This window comes from Echinicola shivajiensis, assembly GCF_018642165.1.
GTDB lineage: Bacteria > Bacteroidota > Bacteroidia > Cytophagales > Cyclobacteriaceae > Echinicola > Echinicola shivajiensis.
In genome coordinates this window covers 53,242-77,503 of sequence record NZ_JAHHZM010000002.1, presented here as the reverse complement: position 1 = coordinate 77,503, position 24,262 = coordinate 53,242, and the positions used below count along the sequence as shown (strand labels likewise).

Genomic DNA, 24,262 nt, shown 5'->3' with positions numbered 1-24,262 from the left:
AACCTTCAATTAAAATTTGACACTAAGGTTAAACCCATAACTCCTCGTCTGAGGAACTCCATACCACTCTAGTCCCTGTCCATTAGATGAACTATAAGTGGACTCTGGATCAATATTGTCCACATCACTATGGATCAACCAAAGATTTCGGCCGATTAAGGATAAACTCACGCCAGTAAAAGGGGTATCTCTCAACAAGCTACTTGGGAATACATACCCTAGTGAAACCTGCCTAAGTTTAATGTAATCAGCACTATAAACAAAATACTCAGTAATGGATGCAAGTTGACTATAATAGTTCTGAACTGTAGTTATTCCTTGGTTATTCGGGTCACTTGCGGCTATTTCCCAAGTCTGAGGATCACCATTTTCATCTACACCAGAAATGGTCAAACCATTCTCCCTGCCTTCCAAGGTTGCCTTATGCATACCGTTGGAATAGGAATTGGCATTGGTTCCTGAAAATAAAGAACCTCCAAACTTAAAATCCACCAAAAATCCTAGGGTGAAATTATTAAAGGCAAAGTTGTTATTCCAACCTCCTGACCAAGGAGCTACTCCTTTTCCTAGATAGAAAGCACCGCTTTCTTGAACAGGCAATCCGTTGGCATCATACACTTTTTGTCCGTCAATGGTCATATGTTTTAAGCCAACAATCACACCGTAGCCACCTTGCATAAACATCCCTGTTTCTTCGTCTGTGTAGGGTATTCTGTGCTGTATATTAGCACCTCCACCTCTTGGTGATTCCACGGAAAGCACTTTAGAATCTCCAAACAATTGATCTACATCATTTTTGTTGTAGGAGAAGTTCAAACTGGTATTCCATCTTAGTTGACTGCTCTCTAAAATGGAACCTGTCAATAACACTTCATGACCTGAATTGGAAACTTTCCCTACGTTCACTGTAGCATTCCCATAACCTGAGGTTTGTGAGATAGTTGCTTGAATGATATCATCCCTTGTTTCCCTGTTATAATAGGCATAATCAATACCTAAGCGGTCTTCAAAGAACCTAATATCAATACCCACCTCAAACTCATTGGTTCTTAACGGCTTCAACTGACTATTTGGCACACTTGTTTGATCGATTCTACCCAATGCGGCACCATTATGTCCCTGACCAAATAAACTGTAGTTCAGAATCAATTGATAGGGATCAGTACCTCCACCAGCTCCTGCCATCGAAGCCCTTACCTTACCAAAAGAAATCCAGTCAGGTAGCTCAAATGCTTCAGAGAACACAAAACTTGCCCCAACACTTGGGAATAATAGATCATTGGAATCCGGTGGCAATGTAGAATACCAGTCATTTCTGGCGGTAGCGTTTATGAATAATAGATCTTTATAAGAAAACTCAGCGGATCCATAAAGTGAATTAATACCAAATTCCCTGATACTGTAAATAATGGATTGTTGTCCGCCGTTGGGTAAAGTATGTAAGAAAGGTACATTAAAGTTGGTTGCCCTACCACCTAATACCTCATATTTATTGGTCATGGTACTACCACCTACAAATGCACTGATACCAAAATCTCCCCACTTATGATCAGATCCCAGCATCCAGTCCATATTAATTTCCCTTACGCGATGTTCTTCTTCGTTCAAAGCACCCAATTGAATATATGCAGTGCCATAAGGCTCTAAGCTTCTTCTTCTGGAAGTATAGAAATCAGAACCGATCCGACCTTGCAAATACAACCAGTCCGTAAAATCATATCTCGCCATTGCTGAGGCTATGACCCTATCCCTAATATTGGAATTTTCAAATTGATAAGCTGCCCAATATGGGTTTTGAGTAAATGTGTTATCTACATACTGAAGCTCATAACCATCTGGCCTTGCCCCTAACTTGTTGGGATCACCTTTTAAGTCCAGAACATTGATACTTGGAGGCAATACTGATAATGTAGCATTACCGTTGCCTGGAGCATCTGATAGTCGTGCCCTATTAGTTACATCTTCTCTAGAATATTGAATTTTAGCTGATAGCGTTAATTTTTCAATATAATTCGCATTTGTGGATAAGGTAGCTGTTTGACGATTCATACCAGAATTAGGTGTGATAGACTGATTCCTTAAATCAGACATTGAAAAACGAAAAGTTTGTTTGTCATTACCACCACTCAAGGCTATGGTATTGGTCCAGGTGGTACCTGTCCTATAATACCTATCAAAATTATCTCCTGCATAAACATATGGTCTTTGCTCACCATCAAACTGATAAACCATAGACCCATCTAATTTACCTCCCCAAGCTGAAGAACCATATAAAAATCCTTGTCCTGCATTGGCTGGTTTTAAGCCTGCATTACCATGTCCATACTCTTGTTGAAAATCAAATCTATTGATTATCCTATCGGCAGTAAACTGAGAATTTACCTCTACACCAATACCTTTTCGGTTTACACCTTTTTTGGTCGTAATGAGCACAACACCATTGGAAGCCCTAGATCCATAGAGTGCTGCAGCAGTATTACCTTTCAGCACACTCATGGACTCAATATCATCAGGGTTTATACTGGTCAGTCCATCTCCCCAGTCAACTCCACCCCACATACCGGCACTACCTAATTGGGAGTTATCCATTGGCACCCCATCAATTACAAACAATGGCTGGTTTTGACCACTCAATGACGAGTTACCTCTAATAACTATCCTACTTGAACCAGCTACACCTGATCCTATATTACTCACATTCACACCGGCAACACGCCCTTGAATTTGGTCACCCAAACTTATTTCCCGGGCCTCTATCAAATCATCACCGCCAACTTCTGTAACCGAGTAAGCCAAAGATCGTTTTTCTTTTGCAATACCCAATGCGGTTACTACAACCTCTGATAGGTCTGCTAAATCTTCTTCCATAGTCACATCAAGGGTGCTGCGATTCCCTACCGTAAACTGTTGGGAGATATATCCGACAAAAGAAAATTCAATTACCGTTTCGTTGGTAACATTTATGGAATACTTACCGTCAAGGTCTGTCACTGTACCTGTATTGGTTGCTGTATTCCGGACATTTACCCCAGGTATGGGCTGCCCATCTGAGGAACCAATCACGGTTCCGCTCAGTACTCTGTCCTGTGCCTGGATATCCAAGCTCATCAGTAAGGCCATAGAAAATATGGCGAGTAGAATTTTTTTCATGAATTTCAGGGTTTTGTTAAGGTTAATAAGTAATAATAACTTGAGTATTCAAGTTCAAAACACGAAATGTGTTTCTCCGAGTGCACTAAGGAAGGCGGTTTAATGTGCTTTATACTATTACTTTATGAGTCAATTATTGATTGTAACAAAAATGAGCGTCAATAGACTCATACATCCATTAACGAAATTCTTCTATTCTTGGATGTGTCCTAATAAATATATGAATTTGAATTAACTTACAAAATAGTAGTCAAATAATTTTCTGGTTTACAGAAGCTTACAGAGAAAAAATCAACAAACATACACATTACACTATAAATTATACGAAATCCGCCTCAGTTATCCTCTTTTTATAAACCTTACAAGGGATTTACGGATTCATCAAGCTATTCATATTTATTGCGTATATTTTTTTCAACTATTTTTTTTGAAAAAAAACTATCCAAATCACTTGTTAAAACTATTTAGTAATAAAAAGGTCAATTTTTATTTCTTAGGTCAAGAAATATTTGGAATGGTTTTGGCATTAGCTCCAATGAATCAATTCATAAACAAAAATCTTAATTTAATTATCCAATAAAACCACTATATCAACAAATCCAAAATTCTACCAAACCAACTATACTACCTCAAAATTATAAACTAAACCACAGAGTTATGAATAAGCAGAAACTAAATAAATGGTTGGGAATATCCCTTTTGATGTGGTTAACAATTGCAATTGTAACCCCCAAAGAAGTCAAAGCAGAAGTACCTGTAGGAGTCTCTTTTCAGGTATTTTATGATCAGTTATCCCCATATGGAGATTGGGTAGAAGATGCTCGCTATGGGTACATTTGGTTACCTTACGTTGATCAAAACTTCCATCCGTATGGTACCAATGGACACTGGGTAATGACAGAATACGGAAACACTTGGGTTTCTAATTATAGTTGGGGCTGGGCTCCCTTCCATTATGGAAGATGGTTATGGGATGATTATTATGGTTGGGCTTGGGTACCAGGATATGAATGGGCTCCTGCTTGGGTAAGTTGGAGAAATGGAGGTGGATATTATGGATGGGCTCCCTTGGGGCCAAATGTTTCAATTAGCGTAAATATTGGTATACCTAGTTTTCATTGGGTGTTTGTGCCACACAGAAGGTTTACACATAGACATGTTTACCGTTATTATGCGCCAAGAAGAAATGTAGTCAATATCTATAACCACACCACCGTTATCAATAATACTGTGATTTATGACAATCACCGTTATATTTCCGGACCGAATAAGCATCATATTGAACGATACAGCAGAAGCCGTGTTCCTGTATATAGAGTAAGTTCAAGTCGAGGACCTGGCAGGACAAGTATTAACAAAAATGTGGTCAATGTTTACAAACCACAGGTTAGGACTGCATCTGGAAACTCAAGATATAGTGCTAAGCCCAGCAAAATCACAAGCCGTCAAAATGCCAGGGTAAACAGGCCCCAATATAACAGGGGAAATTCAGCGGCAAGAACAAGAAGTAATGGAAGCAATACCAATTCTAGAACCTATAGGAATTCAAATGGCAATAGATCTGCATCACCATCTTCTACACGCAGAGAAAGTTCGGCCAATCGATCTGGAAATTCATACTCGAACAAACCTAATTCTGTTAAGGCCACTCCTTACCCAAATACCAGGACCAATAATCAAGTAAAAGGGTCCAGAAATACTCAAATGTCAAAAGGAAGTACATATTCTGGCAGAACCAAAGCTTCCAAACCAAGTACGAATACATCAAAAAGCCGTTCTAGCCAAATATCAAGTCCCTCAAATTCAAATAGACAAATAAGGACTCAGCCAAATAATAGCACTAACAGAAGCAGAACTTCAGTAAGTAAAAGTACCCAAGTGAAAAGAAGCCCTAGTACCAGAAGCAGTTCTAGAAACTCAAATACAAGTGTTAGCAGCAGAAGATCTTCCAATAGTAGCAGAGGAAGGTCAAACAATTAGCAAGACCTCATTAGCAAAGAGGTGATCTATGAAAAGTAAAAGATTAATGTTAGGTGATAGATTATTAAAAGCTTGTCAGATGTTCTGGCAAGCTTTTTTCCTAAGTATCTCCTTTGAAATTTGGCCTAAATCACGTTTACACAGGAGAATCTTTTTATTCAATTTCCATTTTAGGGACTTCAATATCAACAAAAAAACAGCTCCAAAAAGGCTCTGATGGGCTTTTTATCTCATAAATTAAGGAATTACTCTAAAATTTAAAATGGCATTTCCTATATCACAAGTCCCAGATTTACAGTTAAAAACCTATTAAACCTATAAATCTATCTGTTTTTAAAGAGTAAATCTCTTGGTCAAAACCCTTGAAAACTAAATAATCTCCCTATATTCACGTTTTTAATAGCATAAACTTAAAAAATTTAACACTATGAGCAGATTCACAGAAGTTAAGGATTTGATTGATTCTTTAGAAGATGATTTCGAAAAGTTCTACGAAAAAGGAAACAAAGCCGCTGGTACTCGTGTAAGAAATGGCATGCAGGCAATTAAAAACCTGGCTCAGGACATCAGAAAAGAAATTACTGAGATCAAGAATTCAGAAAAATAATTCGAGCTCTTTTTGACTGAGTCAAAAAGCAAAACATTATTCAAAAAATGCCGATATCTAATAGTATCGGCATTTTTCTTTAAGGACCAGCTTAGCTCTACAATTCCATTATGGAAATATTTTTGAACTTCACTACATCTCCATGACCTAAAAATCCGATATGTCCCTTTTCTCTGGTTAAACCTGGGTGATCTTTGCCATCAAGCGTACCATCCTTGCTGGCCTTTTTAATATCTCCCTTCAAAATCGTATGACCGTTTAGAATTACCTTTATTTTATCACCTTTTACTATTACTTCCTCACTATTCCATTCTCCTACTGGTTTTAAATACCCTCTTTTTGCAGGAATCACCCCATATACAGAACCATGATACTGGTATTCATGGAGATCAGCATATTTGCTGGCGGTATTATCCAATATTTGCAGTTCCATGCCCTTATAAGCAGCATCACCTTTCAATGGAGCACGTATTCCCAAACCATTGTTTGCCCCTGGGGTCAATAGAAAATCAAATTTAAAATGGAAATCAGTATATTCCTTTTCGGTATATAAATTACCGCTTCCGCCCCTGTCCGGCCGAATCACCAATACTCCATCTTCTACTGCATAGTCGATCTTATTCCCAACCCAACCAGTGAGATCCTTGCCGTTGAATAATTCGATAAATTCTTTTGGCTTAGCCTTTACTAAATTTGGAAGTAGACTAATCCCGGTGATTGCCAAAGCAGTTTTTCTAATAAAATCCCTCCTGGGAGCTTCATGCTTAATTTTCATGACTTATATGTTAATTAAAGTTTTGAATTAAAAATAAACAGCACCAATATAATTGAAAAATAGCCCCTTCATGGAAGGGACCATTTTTTCATAATTTAATTAATCCAACTAATCAAAATCTCTTTCAATTTTCCATTAGAGTGTTGGTTTAAAAGTTATGCACACAAATCATTTCATAATTACGTTTAAAAACGTCTTTAATACTATGAATTAGAAAGTAATATTTTTCAAAAACTCAACTATTATTTCCTGGTCTACTATATATTTTAAATATTTACAAAATGGCTAAAATTGAAGAAAACTCTAAACATTTTAAATAATTTAAGAACCAAAAAGAAGGAGATTGGTATTTGAAATCTCCAGAATGAAAGGCTTATCCCATAAAGAAATTTCTGAACAACTGGGGATTTCAACTAAGACAGTCGAAAACCATCTAAACCTTGCTTCACAGAATTTCAGGGAAGTTTTTCAAGAATCAAAGATCATATCCCTTGCTTTAATATTAATTAATTTTTCCTCTTTGTATTAAGTTAAAAAACGACCTATATTTCTGGAAAAGGAACCATTCAAGGCATTTTAGTCGTATTAAATAATAGAATACTAAAGTAAACTGTAAAAGGTATGCAAACCCTATCCATGACAATTCACCCCAAAAGTCAATATATGAAAATCATACTCTCCTTCATATCTATATTTTTTATAGCTACAATTATTAGCAAAGCCAATACATTAGATTCACCTTTTCAAACAGAAAGGGACACCGCAACCTTTGCCGCCGGGTGTTTTTGGTGCACTGAAGCACAATTTTTACAACTCGAAGGAGTCAACAAAGTAATTTCTGGTTATACTGGCGGAAAGATCAAAAATCCAACTTACAAGCAAGTTTGTACTGGAAAAACTGGACATGCTGAAGCTATCCAGATCATCTTTGACCCAAACATAATAAGCTATGACGAGCTATTGGAAGCCTTTTTTATTTCCCATGACCCCACCCAGTTGAACAGACAGGGAAATGATGTAGGCACCCAATACAGATCGGCTATATTTTATCATAATGCAGAACAAAAAGAAAAGGCCAATTATTATATCAAAAAACTAACAGAAGAAAACATCTATCCCAAAAAAATCGTCACTGAGGTATCTCCAGCCGGGGAGTATTATGTGGCTGAAGATTACCACCAAAATTATTACGCGCTCAATAAAAATCAGCCTTACTGCCAATTTGTAATTACTCCAAAACTGGAGAAATTTAAAAAAGTATTCAAAGAAAAACTTAAATAAGCCTTTCCGCCAAGTAAGCAAAAAAATTAATCTGTTATGAAAAAACTGATCCTTTTGGCCCTCTTACTTACTGTTCTTTATGGCTGTAGCATGGGACAGAATAATAATAAAGAAGTTGAAAACCCCTACTATTCTAGAACAGATACTAGCAAACTTCAGGTTGCTGACGCAGAATGGAAAAAGATACTTCCTCCTTTTCTTTATGCTGTGGCCAGAGAGGCAGCCACTGAAAGGGCATTCACCGGGAAATATTGGAATGCTAATGCAAAAGGCACCTACTATTGTGCGGTATGTGGCAATAAACTATTTCTTTCAGAAGCCAAATTTGAAAGTGATTGTGGATGGCCAAGTTTCTTCGAGGCTGTAAGAAAAAACAGTGTGATTTATAAGGAAGATAATAGTCATGGAATGCAAAGAATAGAGGTACTTTGTGGAAGATGTGATTCCCACCTTGGCCACATTTTCAATGATGGACCGCCTCCCACCCATAAGCGATTTTGCATGAATTCCGTTTCATTGGATTTCGAACCATTGCTGGGGGTTATTTCCAAATAGATGATATATATTTTCAAAAACTTCAATCCCCATTTCAGATTTCACCTCAAATCCGAGATGGGGATTTTTCATATCCCATGACTCCCTCTCACCTCATTCCATAAGCAAAATAGCCCATAGAATAGCCTTTAATCATATCTTTCGAGTAATATGTAAAATCCCATTGAATAATTATCTGTGGGATTATTGACTTATTGTCATTCACTCTTATTCCCTAAAAGCTAAGCTTTATGATTGGGAATATACCTTGATTAAATTTCAATGAAAAAGCCATTTACTAGCACCCTGATTTTTTTGTCAATATTTATAAGTAGCCTACATGCCCAAGTCTCGGCAAAATGGGAGTTGATCTCCAATAGTTTGGAAAATGAGGGTACTCATAAAGCCCAAATTAGCTTAAAAAACAATGGGCAAAATTCATGGGATGAGGGTTGGAAGCTATATTTCAATAATGTTTTTATTTCTGTTAAGCCTGAAATCCTAACTCCAGGATTTCAAATTACTCATTTACAGGGCGACTTTTTTGTACTTGAAGGTAATCCTATCACTCCACAAGTCAAACCTGATGAAGAGATTAGTATCCATTACAGGTCAAATGGTGGATATTTAAAAAACTCATATGCCCCAGAAGCCTTGGTCTTACATCAAGCAAATAGTGAAATTACAGAGATTGTTGATTACCAAATTTCAGAAATGAGCCCTGAGGAATTTGCCTCGGTGCCCGGCAATCAGTTGCCCGTGCCCACCGCCGAGAAAATGTATAAGGTGAACCAAGACCTCAAGATTCTTGAAAAAAATCAAATACCACCTTTTCTTCCAAGTCCAAAGTCATGGAGCTACACCGGGGAACCTCAAGTTTTCAAAAATGTAAGACTGAAAATAACAGGAGACCAAGATTTTTCTAATGAAATAAATTTTCTCACCAAATGCATGAACCAAGGAAATTTACCGGAAAATCCCAGAAACAAAAATCTAATAGAAATACAAATAAATAAGCAGAAAGGTCTGGCAGATGAAGCCTATGGCATAAAGATCCACGGACATCTAGTAGAAATTAAAGAAACTAGTCCTGCTGGAGCATTTTATGGGGTTCAGTCATTTTTAGCAATGATGCAACCAGAGTTTTGGTCTACTGGCACAAGCGAAATAATCTTACCTCAACTAGAAGTAATAGATGAACCTGCCTATGAATACAGAGGCTTTTTCCTGGATGTAGCTAGAAACTTCCAACCCAAGGAAGAAATAAAAAAAGTGTTGGATCTGATCGCCTTGTACAAAATAAATGTATTTCATTTCAATTTGGCTAATGATGAAGGTTGGAGAATCGAAATCCCCGGCTTACCTGAATTGGTTGAATTTAGCGGTAGAAGAGGGTTTTCATCCGATCAGAAAGATTTTTTATGGCCTTATTATGGATCAAATGCCGATCCTAAACAAAGCCCAAATGGAAGTGGATACTATTCAGTAAATGATTTTCAGGAAATTCTCAGTTATGCAAATGAAAGACATATAGAGGTCATCCCTGAATTGGGAGTTCCAGCCCATTCCCAAGCAGCAGTCCTAGCTATGGAAAAACGCTATGAAAAACTAAAAGCTGAAGGAAAAATGAAAGAGGCTGAACAATATAGATTGGCCGACCCTGATGATGAATCAATCTATTTATCTGCGCAGAATTTCAAGAAAAACAACACCATGTGTGTTTGTCTAGAATCCACGTACTCATTTTATGAAAAACTAGTTTCATCCATAAAAAAAATGTACGATGAAGTAGGTATTCCCTTAAAAACATGGCACACTGGAGGAGATGAAGTTCCCAATGGAGTCTGGACGGCTTCTCCTGTTTGTGATGAATTTCTATCCAATAATCCCACCATAAGACAGGATGATCTAAATGATTATTTTAGAAGCAGAACTGCTGACATCCTGCAGAAATATGATATAGAAATGGCCGGTTGGGAAGAAATCGGCCAAAGCCATAAAGGAGAAGAAGTGATCCCTAATCCAAAATTTTCAAATGAAAATTGGAGACTTCACGCTTGGAATGCAGTAGCTGGTTGGGGCGGCGAGGACATGGCCTATAAACTGGCCAATGCTGGCTATCCGGTAGTGATTTGTTCAAGTGCCAATTTTTATTTTGACTTGGCTTACTCTTGGGATCCCGATGATAGAGGTCATACGTGGAGTGGTGTGGTTGACATGTATCAATCATGGAAAACAGTTCCTGGAAAACTATATCTTTCCCATGATCAGACCATAGATGGAAAGGACTGGGATTGGAAAGGAGTTCAAGCTTCTTTCACCAAACTGAGCCCAAAAGGAAAACGGAATATCATTGGTGTTTCAGGTCAGGTATGGACAGAAACCATTAAGGGTGCTGACATGCTAGAATACTATACCCTGCCCAAAATGTTGGGATACCTAGAACGAGCATGGGTAGGTGATCCAACTTGGTCTGGGCTATCTACAGAACATGAAATGAGATCTGCACGAAAGAATGAATGGAACGTTTTTGTCAATTTAGTGGGGCAAAAAGTCCTTCCTCAATTGGAAACAATCTATGGAGGATTTAATTATAGAGTACCCAAACCAGGATATATTATCAAAAAGGGCCAGTTATTTGCCAATGTTGAATTACCTGAAATGAAGATACGCTATACATTAGATGGATCAACTCCCAGTTTTAACTCACCAGAGTATCTCGGACCAATAAATCTAAAACCGAATAGCAGACCTGTTTTAAGGGTCTTTTCTGTGGGAAATAGGACTGGAAAGGCGGTTTCAGTCAAAATAGATTGATCAATTCCTTTATTTAAAACAAAGTCTCAATTAAGTATTCCTATTAGACGCTTTATTTTAATTGAAAATAAACATGGTCTAAAGCATTATAGACTTTTAACGTCTTTTTTATATTTATTAATCAACAAAATATTTTGTTCCTCGCCAATATCTGAATTAGAACTTGAAAAAATTTCGGGAGTAATCCCCTCTTCAAATAATAAACTAGCTGTTTGAACCATTATGGCTTGTATCAATGCGACTCCCACCACCGTAGATGTTGCTCCTACTTTTGTAGGCTTATCCCCAAGCCCAATTGCTGCATCACCGATTTCTCCATGATTATCAAAGTAAAGATCTGCTATTTCATAAAGTTTTAAACCTGAAGAATGCCTAGAATCCACAGATAAGCTATGTGCGTAATTAGTTACGGCAATCACCTTAGCTCCCCTTTCTTTAGCATATGCCGCCATCTCAATACTTACTGCATTCCTTCCTGAGTTTGAGGAGATGATAAATACATCTTTCACTCCGATTGGATAATTTTTCATAAGCTCTGATGCATATCCCTCCTTTCTTTCAATTTCGGTACTTTCGGAGGCACTTTCATGCAACATCAATTCTGGAGGCAAAATAGGGTTTACACGAGCAAATCCACCAGCACGGTAAAATATCTCTTCGGCAAACATATGAGAATGCCCTGTTCCGCTGGTATATATCCAGCCATCATTTTTCAAGCATTCTGTTATCCATTTTGCAGCTATCTGTATTTCCTTTTCTTGTTCAAAGGCTTTTTGGAGTTTATTAAAAATAAGCTCTTTATAACGCTTAAATCCTTCATTTTTCATGTCTAGACCACCTTTCTTTTATATCAATTATTCATTTTCAATCCTACGTCAAGCAGCTGCGATAATCAATGGATTGTTTCCCCTTTTGCTTTCATCTTGTACTAATTACAGCATTCTAAATTTGCTGATCACACAACCACTTTTTACAATTAGTATACTGGCTATTCGTCTTATGGGCTATATTTCATACATCTAAGCACTTATTAAATCACCTACTCAATAAATCACAATCACTTTTTCAAGTTTCCTTAGATTTTAATTTTGCATATTTGTTTAAATTATCATGCTTGCAGGTTGATAATTCATTAACCCAGATAACTAAAATCTTTTTTCGACAAATGAAATCTCCGCTTTGCTTAGGTCTCTTATTTATTTTACTGACTACAGTATTTTCCTGTGGCCCAAAAGAGAACGCAAAAAAATATAAAATTGGTTTTTCTCAATGTGTAAGCAATGATGCTTGGAGAAAAGCCATGCATGAAGAAATGTACAGGGAATTGTCCTTCTATCCAGATATGGAGCTTGAAATTAAGGATGCTAGAGGAGATAATACAACTCAAATCCGCCAAATAAAAGAATTGGTAGATTCCGGAATTGACCTATTAATTGTATCGCCTAATGAGTCTTCACCCATAACCCCTATTGTAGAGGAAGTTTTCCAAAGTGGCATACCAGTAATTGTAGTAGACAGAAAAACATCTTCAAACCTTTATTCTGCCTATGTAGGTGGCAATAATTATGAGGTTGGATTCACTGCTGGACAGTATATAAGAAACCTGCTAAATGGCAAAGGTGATATTTTGGAGATCTGGGGCTTAAAGGGCAGTTCTCCTGCAGTGGAAAGGCACAGGGGATTGCTCAATGCATTTCAGGGTTCAGACATTAATATTGTTACTGAAATCAATGGACAGTGGGAAAAAGACACTGCCAAAAATCAGCTTAGGCAACATTTATTAATGGAAAACATTCCAGAATTTGATCTGATTTTTGGCCATAATGATGTTATGGCCATTGGCGCACATGAAATATGCAATTCAATAAACATCAACAATAAAAGATTCTTGGGAGTTGATGCCCTTCCGGGGCCATATGGAGGAATACAGGCGGTAACCGATAAGGTTCTCGATGCCACCTTCTTTTACCCTACTGGTGGCGACAAGTCCATCGAGGTGGCACATAATATCCTCACAGGTGAATATTTTGAAAAAGAAAATATCCTACAAACTGCTGTGGTGGATTCTTCAAATGTCCGTATCATCAAACAACAAACTGATAAAATCATTGATCAGCAAGATAATATTATCCGTCAAAGGGACAGGATCAATATTCAAATGGAAATATATAAAAACCAAAGAACATTCTTATTTGGTTTTGGCCTTACACTGCTAATAGCGATCATTTCACTCGTATATGTTTTCAAATCCCTGAAAGACAAACAAGAGATCAATGAGGAATTAAAAAATAAAAACAAGGAAATATCAGAACAAAAAGACAAGGTACTAGAACTATCCCAAAAAGCTGAAAAAGCCACTCAACAAAAATTTGAGTTCTTTACCAATATTTCACATGAGTTCAGAACTCCACTCACCTTGATACAGGCACCTGTAGAAGACCTACTAAACAATAAAGATGCTGCACCATTCAAGAATGACCTTTCACTGATAAGAAAAAATTCAATGCGTCTACTAAGGTTGGTGAATCAATTGATGGACCTTAGGAAATTGGATTCAGCCAAAATGCAAGTAAAAGCTGCCGAACATGAAATCGTTCCTTTTTTGGAAGAAATCATGTCTTCTTTCCAAAAATTAGCAAAGCAAAATGGAACCACTTTCAAATTAATAGCTGAAGATAGAAACATCAAACTTTGGTTTGACCCTATGATGCTGGACAAAGTAATGTTTAACCTACTCTCCAATGCATTTAAGTTCACCCATGAAAAAGGAAGTATTATCATTAAAGTAGATCAAGAGTCTCTTTCAAATGAAGTACTAATTAAAGTTGAAGATACCGGTGATGGAATGTCAGAAGAATCTGTCAAACATATTTTTGACAGATTTTATCAGGGGGAAAACTTCTCCCAATCTGGTTCAGGTCTCGGTTTGGCCTTATCCAAGGAATTGATTGAATTGCACCATGGACATATTGAGGTTGAAAGTCAGCAAGGACAAGGGACTAAATTTTCCATTCACCTTAAAAATGGAAAAGCTCACTTTAATGCTTCCGAAATAATAGAAGGTGAATATCATCACTATTTTTCTGAGGAAAACATAAGTTCTGAAGATTTTGAGCCTACTCCAACTTTAGTAAAAAGTAATGAACCTAAAGAGAACACCATTTTAGTGATTGAAGATGAAAAGCCCATAAGGGATTACCTATGTAAACAGTTAGGGCAATACTTTAATATTTTAGAGGCTGAAAATGTGGAGACAGGTCTTAGCAAGGCCTTGGATCAAGTCCCAGATTTAATCACCATTGACCTTATGCTCCAACAGAAAAATGGGTTTGATATAGTTAAGGCCTTAAAAAGCGATATCAGGACTTCACATATCCCCATCATCGTAATAACTGCTAAAAAAGGAATTGAGGAACGCATAAAAGGTATCAAACTGGGAATAGATGATTATATCACCAAGCCTTTTAGCTTCACATTGGTGCTGGAGAGAATAAAAATGCTTTTAGCCAATAGGCAAAAATTAAGAGAACATTATATCCATGAGTTACCTATCGAAACCACTGCTAGCACTAAACTGTCCCCAGACAAAAAATTTGTCAGTAACTTCACTGCCCTAGTAGAAAAAAACATATCCAATTCCCAGTTTGGTGTACATGAAATTTGCGAGGAAATGGGGCTTTCAAGAGGACAGCTATACAGAAAGTTAAAGGCACTATTGGGATATAGTGTAAATGATTATATCAATAAAGTAAGATTAAAAAAGGCAAAACATCTTCTCATTGAAGAGAACTCTCCTATTGCTGACATTGCCTATCTAGTAGGTTTTACCACTTCGGCTTATTTTTCCACTGCATTTAAGAACCATTTTGGTATTACACCTTCAGAGTTTAGGGATCAACAACATCAAATTTGATTTATTTTGGAACAAATTTGAAAATATAGCACATAATTGAAAGTATAAAATCACTAAAAACAACTCCGAAACCGATTGAAATCAACATTTAAGGGCCATTTTTCTTTTATCACTAACTTTTGATCTGAAATTATAATTTTTTGAAACAGAATTAAAACTTTACCCCAACCACACTTCATAGCTTAGTACTAACAATAAGCCATGAAGAAAATAACATTATATTATTTCAATCTTTCACTAACGAATAATCTTTTATTCGGAATAGAAGCTATAATTATTTCAGAAGGAGCATCTTATGTATCCGTAAAATCCAATATGGTTTTCTTTTCGTCATTGGCTGTGTTCAGGGATACCTTTGAAAAGGTTATTTTAACCAATTCAACTGGTATAAAAACACAGATTCTTTGGACAGGGATACTTTTAAATACCACAACCATTGCTTACTCTGCTGGCATTGGTCTCTTAACTTTTTTCTTCATGAAATTTAATGATGGGCTGGTTATCCTAAATGTTTTTATTCTCTCCAATTATATTCTTGGGATTCAGCCGGTCCCCACTAAATACAAAAAATTAAGTCTGAATAAGATCATACAAACAAATAGAACTATAGGAATCCCTATTTGAAATAAGCTAAAAATTACCAACCAAAACAATAACTAAAATAACAAAATGAAAAACCCATTTACCCTATGAAAACAAGTGTATTAAGTCTCTTATTTGCCTTTGTGCTTGTTTTGCCTCTTCTGGCACAAACCAGTGAAATTACAGGCAAAGTAACCGACCAGTCCACAGGAGATGCTCTCCCAGGCGTGACTGTTCAAGTACAGGGCACCACACAAGGTGCCATTACTGATCTGGATGGTAATTATTCCATCTCAGCAGGCCCCGAAGCAATACTAGTCTTCTCTTTTATCGGTTACGCATCGGTATCGGAAACAGTCGGTAACAGAAGTATTATAAATGTGGTACTGAATCAAGACATCTCTAATCTTGAAGAGGTTGTCGTCGTGGGATATAGTTCCCAGAAAAAATCCGATATGACAGGTGCGATTGTGGCCGTGGACTTAGCTCCCTTAGAAGGACAAAGCATGAGTACCGGTAACCCAATGCAGGCCTTACAGGGCCGAGTTCCAGGTTTATATGTAGAAAAATCGGGTGACCCATCTGGTTCCAATAGTAGAATCCTAATCCGCGGTATATCCACTTTAGGAAACAACGATCCCCTTTATGTAATCGATGGTGTTCCCACCAAAAGGCAGGAAGTTTTTGCTAGCCTTAACCCAGAGGCAATAGAATCGGTTCAGGTCTTAAAAGATGCCTCGGCCTCTTCCGTTTACGGATCCAGAGCCGCAAACGGAGTGATCGTGGTAACTACCAAAAACAAAAGTCTTGGAGGGGATAAATTTAGTGTGACTTTTAACTCCAATGTTTCAAGACTCTCTGAAAAGCCGCAACGATATGATATGCTCAATGCCGTACAACGTGGAGAGGTTCTCTGGCGCGCATCTGTAAATGACGGGGCTGATCCTGCTGGTGGTTATGGAGAAATTTACAATTTTGACTGGAATGGCGATTATACCAATCCTGTACTGAACAGTGTTACAGTCCAGCCTTTTGTTGGAGGAGACGAAACTGTTCCTGCAGGAGATACCGATTGGCAAGATGCCACCTACGAGACAGGTTGGGCCTTCAACAATGAATTGACAGTAGCTACCAATTCTGAAAAATCATCCCTTATGATCAACTTAGGCAATTATAAAAACACGGGGATGCTGAAATACACCAATTATGAAAGAAACACTGCCCGAGTAAATGCCAATACATGGCTCTTTGATGATGTGGTAAAGTTTGGAATCAACACCCAATTTAGCTCTTCAAATGAAACACTTGCCAGTCCCGATGTAGGTAGCGCCCCTACTCCTGGTCTCGCCATCTACATGGCACCTACTATCCCCGTTTACGATATCAATGGTAATTTTGCTGGTCCCTTGGGAGCAGGATATTCGGACAGAAACAACCCAGTGTTGATGCAGTACATCAACAGATGGGACAATACCCGTAAAAACAATTTTTATGGTAATGTATTTGCCGAAATCAACATTCTGGAAAACCTGAAATTCAGAACAAGCTTAGGACTTGATTATAGTGATTTCCAGAAAAAAGATATCGAACCAAGGGTAAACAATGGATTTATCACAAGAAGTAATAATAGGCTCATTTGGGACACCAATAAGTTTACCAGTTTAGTATTTTCCAATACCCTAAACTATCAACTTACTAAGGGTGCCCACAGATTTGAGGCGCTTTTGGGCGTAGAATCTATCAAAGATGACTTCAACAGTTTAATAGCCTCCGCGGATGGTTTTGCAGTTGAAACAGAATCCTACTTTGTACTGGATGCAGCTACTGGAGCGAGAACCTCAAATGGAAGATCCACTGGCAATAGGTTGTTATCCCAATTCGGCAAATTGAATTATGCCTACGATGACCGCTACTTGGCTTCTTTCACTTTAAGACGTGATGGTTCATCCAGGTTTGGTAGTAATAATCGATATGGTGTATTCCCAGCTGCCACCGTTGGATGGAGAATAAGCAATGAAGAATTCCTTAAAGATAACCCAACTATATCTGATTTGAAATTAAGGGTTGGTTACGGGGAAGTGGGTAACCAGGAAATTGGGGACTTGGCTAGATTCGGACTTTATGAGTCCAGGTATGGTCCCAACCAAGCACAGTATATCGGTGGCTTTTTTGAAATCTACTATAATGTAGGTACAGCTTATGATATCAATGGAAATGATACAGGAAACCTTCCTTCAGGATTTGTTTCCATACAAGCTGAAAACCCCGATTTGAAATGGGAAACTACCAAGGAATGGAACTTTGGATTGGATTTCAGTTTATTCAATTATGCCATCAACGGTTCCTTTGATTATTTCACTAGGGAAACCAGTGATATCCTGACCACCCCGCCAATCGCCTCAGTAATCGGCGAGGGCCAACAGAGAGTATTGAACGGGGCTACGACCAAAACCAATGGTTGGGAGCTTGCCCTGAACTATGCCAAAGACTTTGATAATGGAATGACATTCACTATCAACACCAATTTTGGTGCATTTGCCGACGAGATTACCTTCTTGCCTGAAGAGGTAAGAGCGGCATTCCCTGGTACGGCAGAAAACTCGATCATTGGTCATTCCCAATTTTCAATATTCGGATACCAATATGATGGGCTTTTCCAAAGTCAGGAAGATGTGGACAATAGCCCTGACCAAGTAGGCGCCAGACCTGGAGGTTTGAAGTTTAAAGACATCAATAATGATGGAGTAATAGATTCAGATGACAGAGACTTTATTGGCACCACATTACCTGCCTTGGAATATGGTGTAGGAATTGATCTTGCGTATAAAAATTTCGACTTCAGTATCTTTGGTTCAGGTGTTACAGGAAGGATCGGACAGGATCCATATATCTTCTGGAACAACTTTGTTCAAGGACGTGAGAATGCAGGTTTAGGGGTATTGAACGCTTGGACTCCAGAAAATACCAATACAGATATTCCTTCTTTATCCTTGGCATTTAATGACCAGAGAACCTCTGATTATTTATTCAGAAACAATTCGTATTTCAAAATAAGAAACCTTCAAATTGGTTACTCCTTACCTGAATCCATCATCAACAAGTGGGCTGGAATGTCTAGGCTGAGGGTTTATTTCCAAGGTGAGAACCTATTGTATTTTACACCTAGTGGCTATATCGGCTCAGATCCAGAGCGTACAGATGCAAACCGAATCCCAGTACCTACTACGCTTTCACTAGGACTTAATGTAAACTTCTAAAATTGGAAATCATGAAAAATTATAAAAATTATATCGCAGCTGTTCTTATAGGATTTTCCTTGATTTCCTGTTCAGAGGACTTCTTGGAATATGAGCCAACAGGTGTGCTTTCAAGTGATAACGTAGCCACTCCTGAAAATGCTGAGGGCTTGGTGATTGCAGCCTATGCCGGAATAGGCAATGATGAAATGGTCGGACCACTTACACATATGTGGGTCTTTGGAAGTGTACGTTCAGATGATGCCTACAAAGGTGGCGGTGGACGTAGTGATGTTGGGGAAATTGACCGATATGAACAATACAACTTAACAATTCCTGACCAAGGGGACTTTATGGCTCCAAGAACATGGACGAATTACTACAAGGCCATTTCAAGGGCCAACTTCGCTCTACAAGTCATCAATGAAATTCCTGATAGTGATTATGATAATAAGACGATTAGGCTTGCTGAGTTAAGGTTCTTGAGAGCACACTCTCACTTTATGCTTAAAAAATTGTTCAAGAATATCCCTTATATCACTGAAGAATTAAGTCAAGAAGAAATTGCACAGGTAACCAATGATATTCCCAATGACGAACTTTGGAATAAGATCGCGGATGATTTTCTTTTTGCCTATAACAACCTGCCCCAATCCCAAGAGGAAGTAGGTAGGGCAGATAAAAATGCAGCTGCGGCCTATCTCGCCAAGGTTAGGTTATACCAAGCTTATGAGCAGGATGATCAAAACCAAGTAATCAACATCAACCAATCGAGGTTACAGGAAGTAATCCAATATGCTGATGAAGTTACTGGGAGTTTGGAAGATGATTTTGGAAATAACTTCCTTGATGGATTCGATAATGGGCCGGAATCAATTTGGGCAGTCCAATTTTCAATTAATGATGGAACAACAGTTGGTAGGTTAAGCTATGTAACCGGACTAAATTCGCCACATGGTACTGGTCTTTACGGCTGCTGCGGATTCCACCTTGCCAGCCAGAATATGGTCAATGCCTTCAAAACTGACGCAAATGGTCTTCCCTTATTGGACGATTTCAATAATGAGGACATTTTCACCAATCTAATGCCTGATGGAACGACCCCTCCTACTCCGGGACTTACTATAGACCCAAGACTGGATCATACTGTAGGTATACCTGGAAGACCTTTTAAATATAGAAACACTGTTAATGCCAGTGGTGATATGGTCTATAATTTCAGTTGGGCAAGGGATCCTGGTGTATATGGATACTTTGGGAATATGAAGGAACAGCAGGCACCTGATTGTTCATGCTACAAAAAAGAAGGACCATTCATCGGCACATCAAAAAACATAGATTTCATCCGTTATGCCGATGTATTGCTTTGGAAAGCCGAAGCATTGATACAATTGGATAGATGGAATGAAGCCCTTCCACTTATTAATGAAGTAAGAGCAAGAGCAGCATCAAGCACAGAGAGACCTCTAAATGCAGGGGCGCAGGACATCTATAATATTGGGCTTTATACATCCTTCCCCAGTAAAGAATATGCTTGGAAGGCACTGAAATTTGAAAGACGACTGGAATTTGCCATGGAGGGCGACAGGTTTTTTGATTTAGTAAGATGGGGTGAAGCTGAGGAAGTTCTGAATGATTACTTGGCAGAAGAAAAAACCAAAAGGGATTTCTTGTCCAGTGCTGAATTCACAGCTGGCAGAGATGAATATTATCCTATTCCACAAAGAGAGATTGACTTTACAGGAGGACTTTATAAGCAAAACCCAGGCTACTAGGCCTTATTTAAATTAGTGATTCTGATGCTCCAAAAAATTATTTTAATAGCATTGTTTTCATAATCGATAAAAAATCACAAAGTTTAACAAAATTTAAGCTAATTCGATTTATCAATGAAAATAATACCCATTTACCTATTAAATCTTATTTTTTGGAGCATCATTATTCTATCCTGCAACAGGTCTGCAGAAAAGAAAAAACATGAAGCACCTAAGTCAAGTCCAAAAATCATTAACATCGTGAATTTTATTCGACAAATAGAACCACGGGATGAAAAAATCACAAACGATGTGCTTTACCAAACTGTAGTAAAGCAGATTGAAAGCATGAAAAAGTATGAGCTGAAAGGGACATTTTTACTTCAATATGATGCATTAATGGATAAGAAATATCAGGAACTACTAAAAGAACTTCCCAAGAAATCCTTTGAAATTGGAGCTTGGTGGGAAATACCTCAACCCCTGGTGGAAAAAGCCGGGTTAAAATGGAGAGGCCGTTTTCCATGGGACTGGCATCCTGATGTTGGTTTTTCTACAGGTTATACCCCTCAAGAACGTGAAAAGTTAGTAGATGTCTATATGGAAGATTTTAAGGAAATATATGGGTATTATCCAAAATCAATAGCCTCGTGGTTTATTGACACACACACCCTTAATTACCTTTATGAAAAGTACCATATTATGGCCTCTGCGAACTGTAAGGATCAATTTGGAACGGATGGATATACCCTTTGGGGAGGTTACTGGAACCAAGCTTACTATCCTAGTAAGTTAAATTCATTTATGCCTGCCCAAAATGAAGAAAACCAGATTCCTGTACCTGTATTTAGGATGCTGGGAAGTGACCCTGTAAGACAATATGATACTGGATTACAATCTGAAAGACAAGGAGTAATCACTTTAGAACCTGTTTATAAAGATGCAGGGGGAAACAAAGCATGGGTAGATTGGTACTTCAAAGAGTTCATTGAGGGAGAAGCCATGGAATTTGCCTATACCCAAGCAGGACAGGAAAATTCTTTTACCTGGGATGGTATGAAAGATGGCTTTGAAATTCAAATGCCGCTTATCGCTAAACTAAGGGATGAGGGAAAAGTAAAAGTAGAAACCCTGAAAGAATCAGGAAACTGGTTTAAGAAAAACTACAAAATCACACCAGCCACTTCTGTCACTGTAACTGAAGATCTGGGAGACAGTAATTTGAAGACTGTTTGGTTTAACAGCCGCTTTTACCGCTTGAATTTATTATGGGATGAGGGAAGCCTCAGATTTAGGGATATTCATTTGTTCGATGAAAACATTCCCTCTCCGTACTTAAATAAAAAACTGGAAACCAATAAGGCTTTGTTCTTCACCCAACCTATCGTGGATGGATACCTTTGGAGTACAAAGGAAGAATTCGCCGGCCTAAGGTTCAACACCAAAATAGACGGGCAGATCACCGCACTAAAAGGAGGAACACCTGAGGTAAATAGTCCTCAAAAGGGTGAATTACACATTTCATGGCCTTTAAATGATGGTAATGGGATCATGAAAATGAAAATCACTGAAAGCGAAATAACGATAACTCTAGAAAACTCCAAAATCGACACTTGGTTCTTGGACCTTACTGCACCGATTAATGCAGCTGAGCTACCTTTTAAATCTATTCAAAAAGAAGTAATTAAATCAGAGTTCCAAGACAAAAAGTATAGTTTAAAGGCATTGCAAGGGCAATTCTCAGTTCCCAATAGTGATATCATTTATAGGATTACTCCAGAAAACAACACAATCAAACTGGACCTCTCCGAAAGACAATCCATTTAATAACAGTAGTTTTTCTTGAGTTATCCCAAATAAAAAATCAAACCTAATTATACCTAATAAACAAAATAACCTAAGTTCAAAAATGAAAGTAATTAACTCAAGAAAGCTACTTGTACCAATATTGTATTTCTGTTCAATTTTCACCCTATTGGCGGGAGAAATTGAAATCAAGATCAACAAGAAGTACCTAAACATTCCAATATCACATCAGGAAGACAGGCACACAATGATCTTTAAAACAGAAGGAATCAAAGACCTATCAGTCAAGGTTCGATTAGCCACAGACCAACCTGATTATTGGGTTTTCAAGGATGTTTCAGACCTTCAAGGCAAAACAATAACTATAAATTATGAGGGCAGTGACGAAGGGCTTTCCAAGATTTATCAGGACGATAACATTCATGGGTTTGAGAATATTTACCATGAAAAAAACAGGCCTCAATTTCACTTCACCACAAAGAGAGGCTGGATAAACGACCCCAACGGACTAGTGTACTATGAAGGCGAATACCACCTCTATTACCAACATAATCCATACGAAAGAGAATGGGGAAATATGCATTGGGGCCATGCTGTCAGCAAAGACCTTATCCACTGGAAAGAACTTCCTGTAGCCCTTTCCCCAGATGAACTAGGCACCATGTTCTCAGGATCAGCCATCATTGATTATCAAAATTCAGCAGGATTTAACCAAGGCAATACTCCAGCCTTAATCGCTGCCTATACAGCGGACAGTCAAGAAAAACAAGTACAATGTATTGCCTACAGCTTGGATAAAGGCCTAACCTTTACTAAATATGAAGGGAATCCAGTCATCGATTCCAAAGAAATATGGAACAGTAAGGATACCCGTGATCCAAAAGTATTTTGGTATGAACCAGGTGATCATTGGGTGATGGTCTTGAATGAACGGGATGGCCATTCCATCTATAATTCGGATGACCTAAAAGACTGGAAATACCAAAGTCACACCACTGGATTTTGGGAATGTCCCGAATTATTTGAATTGCCCATAGATGGTGATCCCAATAATACATTATGGATAATGTACGGCGCTTCTGGCACCTATATGCTCGGGGATTTTGACGGTAAAAAATTTACACCAACAGCTGGAAAACACCTTTATACTTTTGGGCCAATTTACGCGGCCCAAACCTATACCAATATGGAGGATGGAAGAAGAGCGCAAATAGGATGGGGCAGAATAAGTCATCCTGAAATGCCCTTTAATGGCATGATGCTATTGCCTACCGAGCTTAGTTTGCGCAATACCAATAGGGGGCCTAGGCTGTTTAGTGAACCAGTCACAGAATCAGAACAATTGTTCAGCCTTATAAAAGAGGAGCAAAACCTGGATGCTGAAAAAGCCAATAATTTATTAAAAGAATTTTCCGACAAGACTGAGCTGAGGATAAAGACCACTATAAAACTTTCCCATGCGACAGGTGCTGGACTGAATCTATTTGGACAGCGTATTATTGATTATGATTTGAACTTCAATAAAATCAATGGGGTATTTTACTCTCCCGATGATCCAACCAGTATGGAAGTTTCAGCAGATATCTATATTGATAGAACCAGTATTGAAGTCTTTATTGATAATGGAGCGATTTCCTTTGCTATGTCTCGAGAGGCCAGTCCTGACAATACTGAAGGCTTCCACTTCTGGGGCAATAATATTGAGATTATCAATTTGGGAGTCTATGAAGCTCAATCTATATGGAAATAAGCCTATAGAAGTATTTTAGACCTAGTTTCTTAACTTAATACGACCACTATAACAGTAGTTCAGATGAAACCTAAAAT

Annotated in this window: 14 protein-coding genes and 1 pseudogene; 12 read left to right on the top strand and 3 right to left on the bottom strand. The window is 38.0% G+C overall.

The window, feature by feature from the left end; genetic code table 11:
- Positions 1 to 9: 9 nt before the first annotated feature.
- Positions 10 to 3,150, bottom strand: coding sequence for a SusC/RagA family TonB-linked outer membrane protein (locus KMW37_RS04870; protein WP_215223495.1), 3,141 nt, complete (start codon positions 3,148 to 3,150; stop codon positions 10 to 12).
- A gap of 657 nt (positions 3,151 to 3,807) precedes the next feature.
- Between KMW37_RS04870 and KMW37_RS04865 the strand changes: the two genes are divergently transcribed.
- Entirely contained in the window at positions 3,808 to 5,130 is a 1,323-nt protein-coding gene (locus tag KMW37_RS04865; protein WP_215223494.1) for a DUF6600 domain-containing protein, read from the top strand.
- Positions 5,131 to 5,557: 427 nt separating this feature from the next.
- The gene (locus KMW37_RS04860; RefSeq protein WP_186756927.1) at positions 5,558 to 5,737 is read left to right on the top strand and encodes a histone H1; all 180 of its coding nucleotides are present in this window, start codon (positions 5,558 to 5,560) and stop codon (positions 5,735 to 5,737) included.
- A gap of 97 nt (positions 5,738 to 5,834) precedes the next feature.
- On the opposite strand, the gene KMW37_RS04855 is transcribed toward KMW37_RS04860, so the two are convergent.
- Entirely contained in the window at positions 5,835 to 6,512 is a 678-nt protein-coding gene (locus KMW37_RS04855; protein WP_215223493.1) for a 3-keto-disaccharide hydrolase, read from the bottom strand.
- 340 nt (positions 6,513 to 6,852) lie between these two features.
- On the opposite strand from KMW37_RS04855, the pseudogene KMW37_RS22510 reads away from it, so the two are divergent.
- From KMW37_RS22510 to KMW37_RS04835, 4 genes and pseudogenes are all read left to right on the top strand, one after another.
- Positions 6,853 to 7,041: pseudogene (locus KMW37_RS22510) on the top strand (sigma factor-like helix-turn-helix DNA-binding protein); the annotation flags it as partial.
- 134 nt (positions 7,042 to 7,175) lie between these two features.
- The gene (msrA, locus tag KMW37_RS04845; RefSeq protein WP_215223491.1) at positions 7,176 to 7,793 is read left to right on the top strand and encodes a peptide-methionine (S)-S-oxide reductase MsrA; all 618 of its coding nucleotides are present in this window, start codon (positions 7,176 to 7,178) and stop codon (positions 7,791 to 7,793) included.
- A 36-nt stretch (positions 7,794 to 7,829) separates the two neighbouring features.
- Positions 7,830 to 8,348, top strand: coding sequence for a peptide-methionine (R)-S-oxide reductase MsrB (msrB, locus tag KMW37_RS04840; protein WP_215223490.1), 519 nt, complete (start codon positions 7,830 to 7,832; stop codon positions 8,346 to 8,348).
- Positions 8,349 to 8,609: 261 nt separating this feature from the next.
- The gene (locus tag KMW37_RS04835) at positions 8,610 to 11,144 is read left to right on the top strand and encodes a family 20 glycosylhydrolase (RefSeq protein WP_215223489.1); all 2,535 of its coding nucleotides are present in this window, start codon (positions 8,610 to 8,612) and stop codon (positions 11,142 to 11,144) included.
- 86 nt (positions 11,145 to 11,230) lie between these two features.
- Here KMW37_RS04835 and KMW37_RS04830 read toward each other — a convergent pair whose 3' ends face one another.
- Entirely contained in the window at positions 11,231 to 11,971 is a 741-nt protein-coding gene (locus KMW37_RS04830) for a sugar isomerase domain-containing protein (RefSeq protein ID WP_215223488.1), read from the bottom strand.
- 338 nt (positions 11,972 to 12,309) lie between these two features.
- Between KMW37_RS04830 and KMW37_RS04825 the strand changes: the two genes are divergently transcribed.
- The 6 genes from KMW37_RS04825 (at position 12,310) to KMW37_RS04800 (ending at position 24,185) form a co-directional block, all read left to right on the top strand.
- The gene (locus KMW37_RS04825) at positions 12,310 to 15,057 is read left to right on the top strand and encodes a substrate-binding domain-containing protein (protein ID WP_215223487.1); all 2,748 of its coding nucleotides are present in this window, start codon (positions 12,310 to 12,312) and stop codon (positions 15,055 to 15,057) included.
- A 201-nt stretch (positions 15,058 to 15,258) separates the two neighbouring features.
- A complete protein-coding gene (locus KMW37_RS04820) occupies positions 15,259 to 15,681 on the top strand; it encodes a hypothetical protein (RefSeq protein ID WP_215223486.1) in 423 nt (140 codons plus the stop codon).
- 65 nt (positions 15,682 to 15,746) lie between these two features.
- The gene (locus tag KMW37_RS04815) at positions 15,747 to 18,896 is read left to right on the top strand and encodes a SusC/RagA family TonB-linked outer membrane protein (RefSeq protein ID WP_215223485.1); all 3,150 of its coding nucleotides are present in this window, start codon (positions 15,747 to 15,749) and stop codon (positions 18,894 to 18,896) included.
- Between the two features lie 11 nt (positions 18,897 to 18,907).
- On the top strand, positions 18,908 to 20,650 hold the full coding sequence (locus KMW37_RS04810; protein WP_215223484.1) for a RagB/SusD family nutrient uptake outer membrane protein: 1,743 nt from the start codon (positions 18,908 to 18,910) through the stop codon (positions 20,648 to 20,650).
- A 114-nt stretch (positions 20,651 to 20,764) separates the two neighbouring features.
- Positions 20,765 to 22,456, top strand: a complete 1,692-nt coding sequence (locus tag KMW37_RS04805; RefSeq protein ID WP_215223483.1) for a hypothetical protein — start codon at positions 20,765 to 20,767, stop codon at positions 22,454 to 22,456.
- Positions 22,457 to 22,538: 82 nt separating this feature from the next.
- Positions 22,539 to 24,185 carry a glycoside hydrolase family 32 protein gene (locus KMW37_RS04800; RefSeq protein ID WP_215223482.1) on the top strand — a complete coding sequence of 549 codons (1,647 nt, stop codon included), beginning with the start codon at positions 22,539 to 22,541 and terminating at the stop codon, positions 24,183 to 24,185.
- Positions 24,186 to 24,262: the final 77 nt, after the last annotated feature.

Excerpts from the sequence above, each read along its gene's own strand:
- KMW37_RS04870 (WP_215223495.1), bottom strand. The coding sequence starts at position 3,150 with ATGAAAAAAATTCTACTCGCCATATTTTCTATGGCCTTACTGATGAGC.
- KMW37_RS04865 (WP_215223494.1), top strand. The coding sequence starts at position 3,808 with ATGAATAAGCAGAAACTAAATAAATGGTTGGGAATATCCCTTTTGATG.
- KMW37_RS04860 (WP_186756927.1), top strand. The coding sequence starts at position 5,558 with ATGAGCAGATTCACAGAAGTTAAGGATTTGATTGATTCTTTAGAAGAT.
- KMW37_RS04855 (WP_215223493.1), bottom strand. The coding sequence starts at position 6,512 with ATGAAAATTAAGCATGAAGCTCCCAGGAGGGATTTTATTAGAAAAACT.
- msrA (WP_215223491.1), top strand. The coding sequence starts at position 7,176 with ATGAAAATCATACTCTCCTTCATATCTATATTTTTTATAGCTACAATT.
- msrB (WP_215223490.1), top strand. The coding sequence starts at position 7,830 with ATGAAAAAACTGATCCTTTTGGCCCTCTTACTTACTGTTCTTTATGGC.
- KMW37_RS04835 (WP_215223489.1), top strand. The coding sequence starts at position 8,610 with ATGAAAAAGCCATTTACTAGCACCCTGATTTTTTTGTCAATATTTATA.
- KMW37_RS04830 (WP_215223488.1), bottom strand. The coding sequence starts at position 11,971 with ATGAAAAATGAAGGATTTAAGCGTTATAAAGAGCTTATTTTTAATAAA.
- KMW37_RS04825 (WP_215223487.1), top strand. The coding sequence starts at position 12,310 with ATGAAATCTCCGCTTTGCTTAGGTCTCTTATTTATTTTACTGACTACA.
- KMW37_RS04820 (WP_215223486.1), top strand. The coding sequence starts at position 15,259 with ATGAAGAAAATAACATTATATTATTTCAATCTTTCACTAACGAATAAT.
- KMW37_RS04815 (WP_215223485.1), top strand. The coding sequence starts at position 15,747 with ATGAAAACAAGTGTATTAAGTCTCTTATTTGCCTTTGTGCTTGTTTTG.
- KMW37_RS04810 (WP_215223484.1), top strand. The coding sequence starts at position 18,908 with ATGAAAAATTATAAAAATTATATCGCAGCTGTTCTTATAGGATTTTCC.
- KMW37_RS04805 (WP_215223483.1), top strand. The coding sequence starts at position 20,765 with ATGAAAATAATACCCATTTACCTATTAAATCTTATTTTTTGGAGCATC.
- KMW37_RS04800 (WP_215223482.1), top strand. The coding sequence starts at position 22,539 with ATGAAAGTAATTAACTCAAGAAAGCTACTTGTACCAATATTGTATTTC.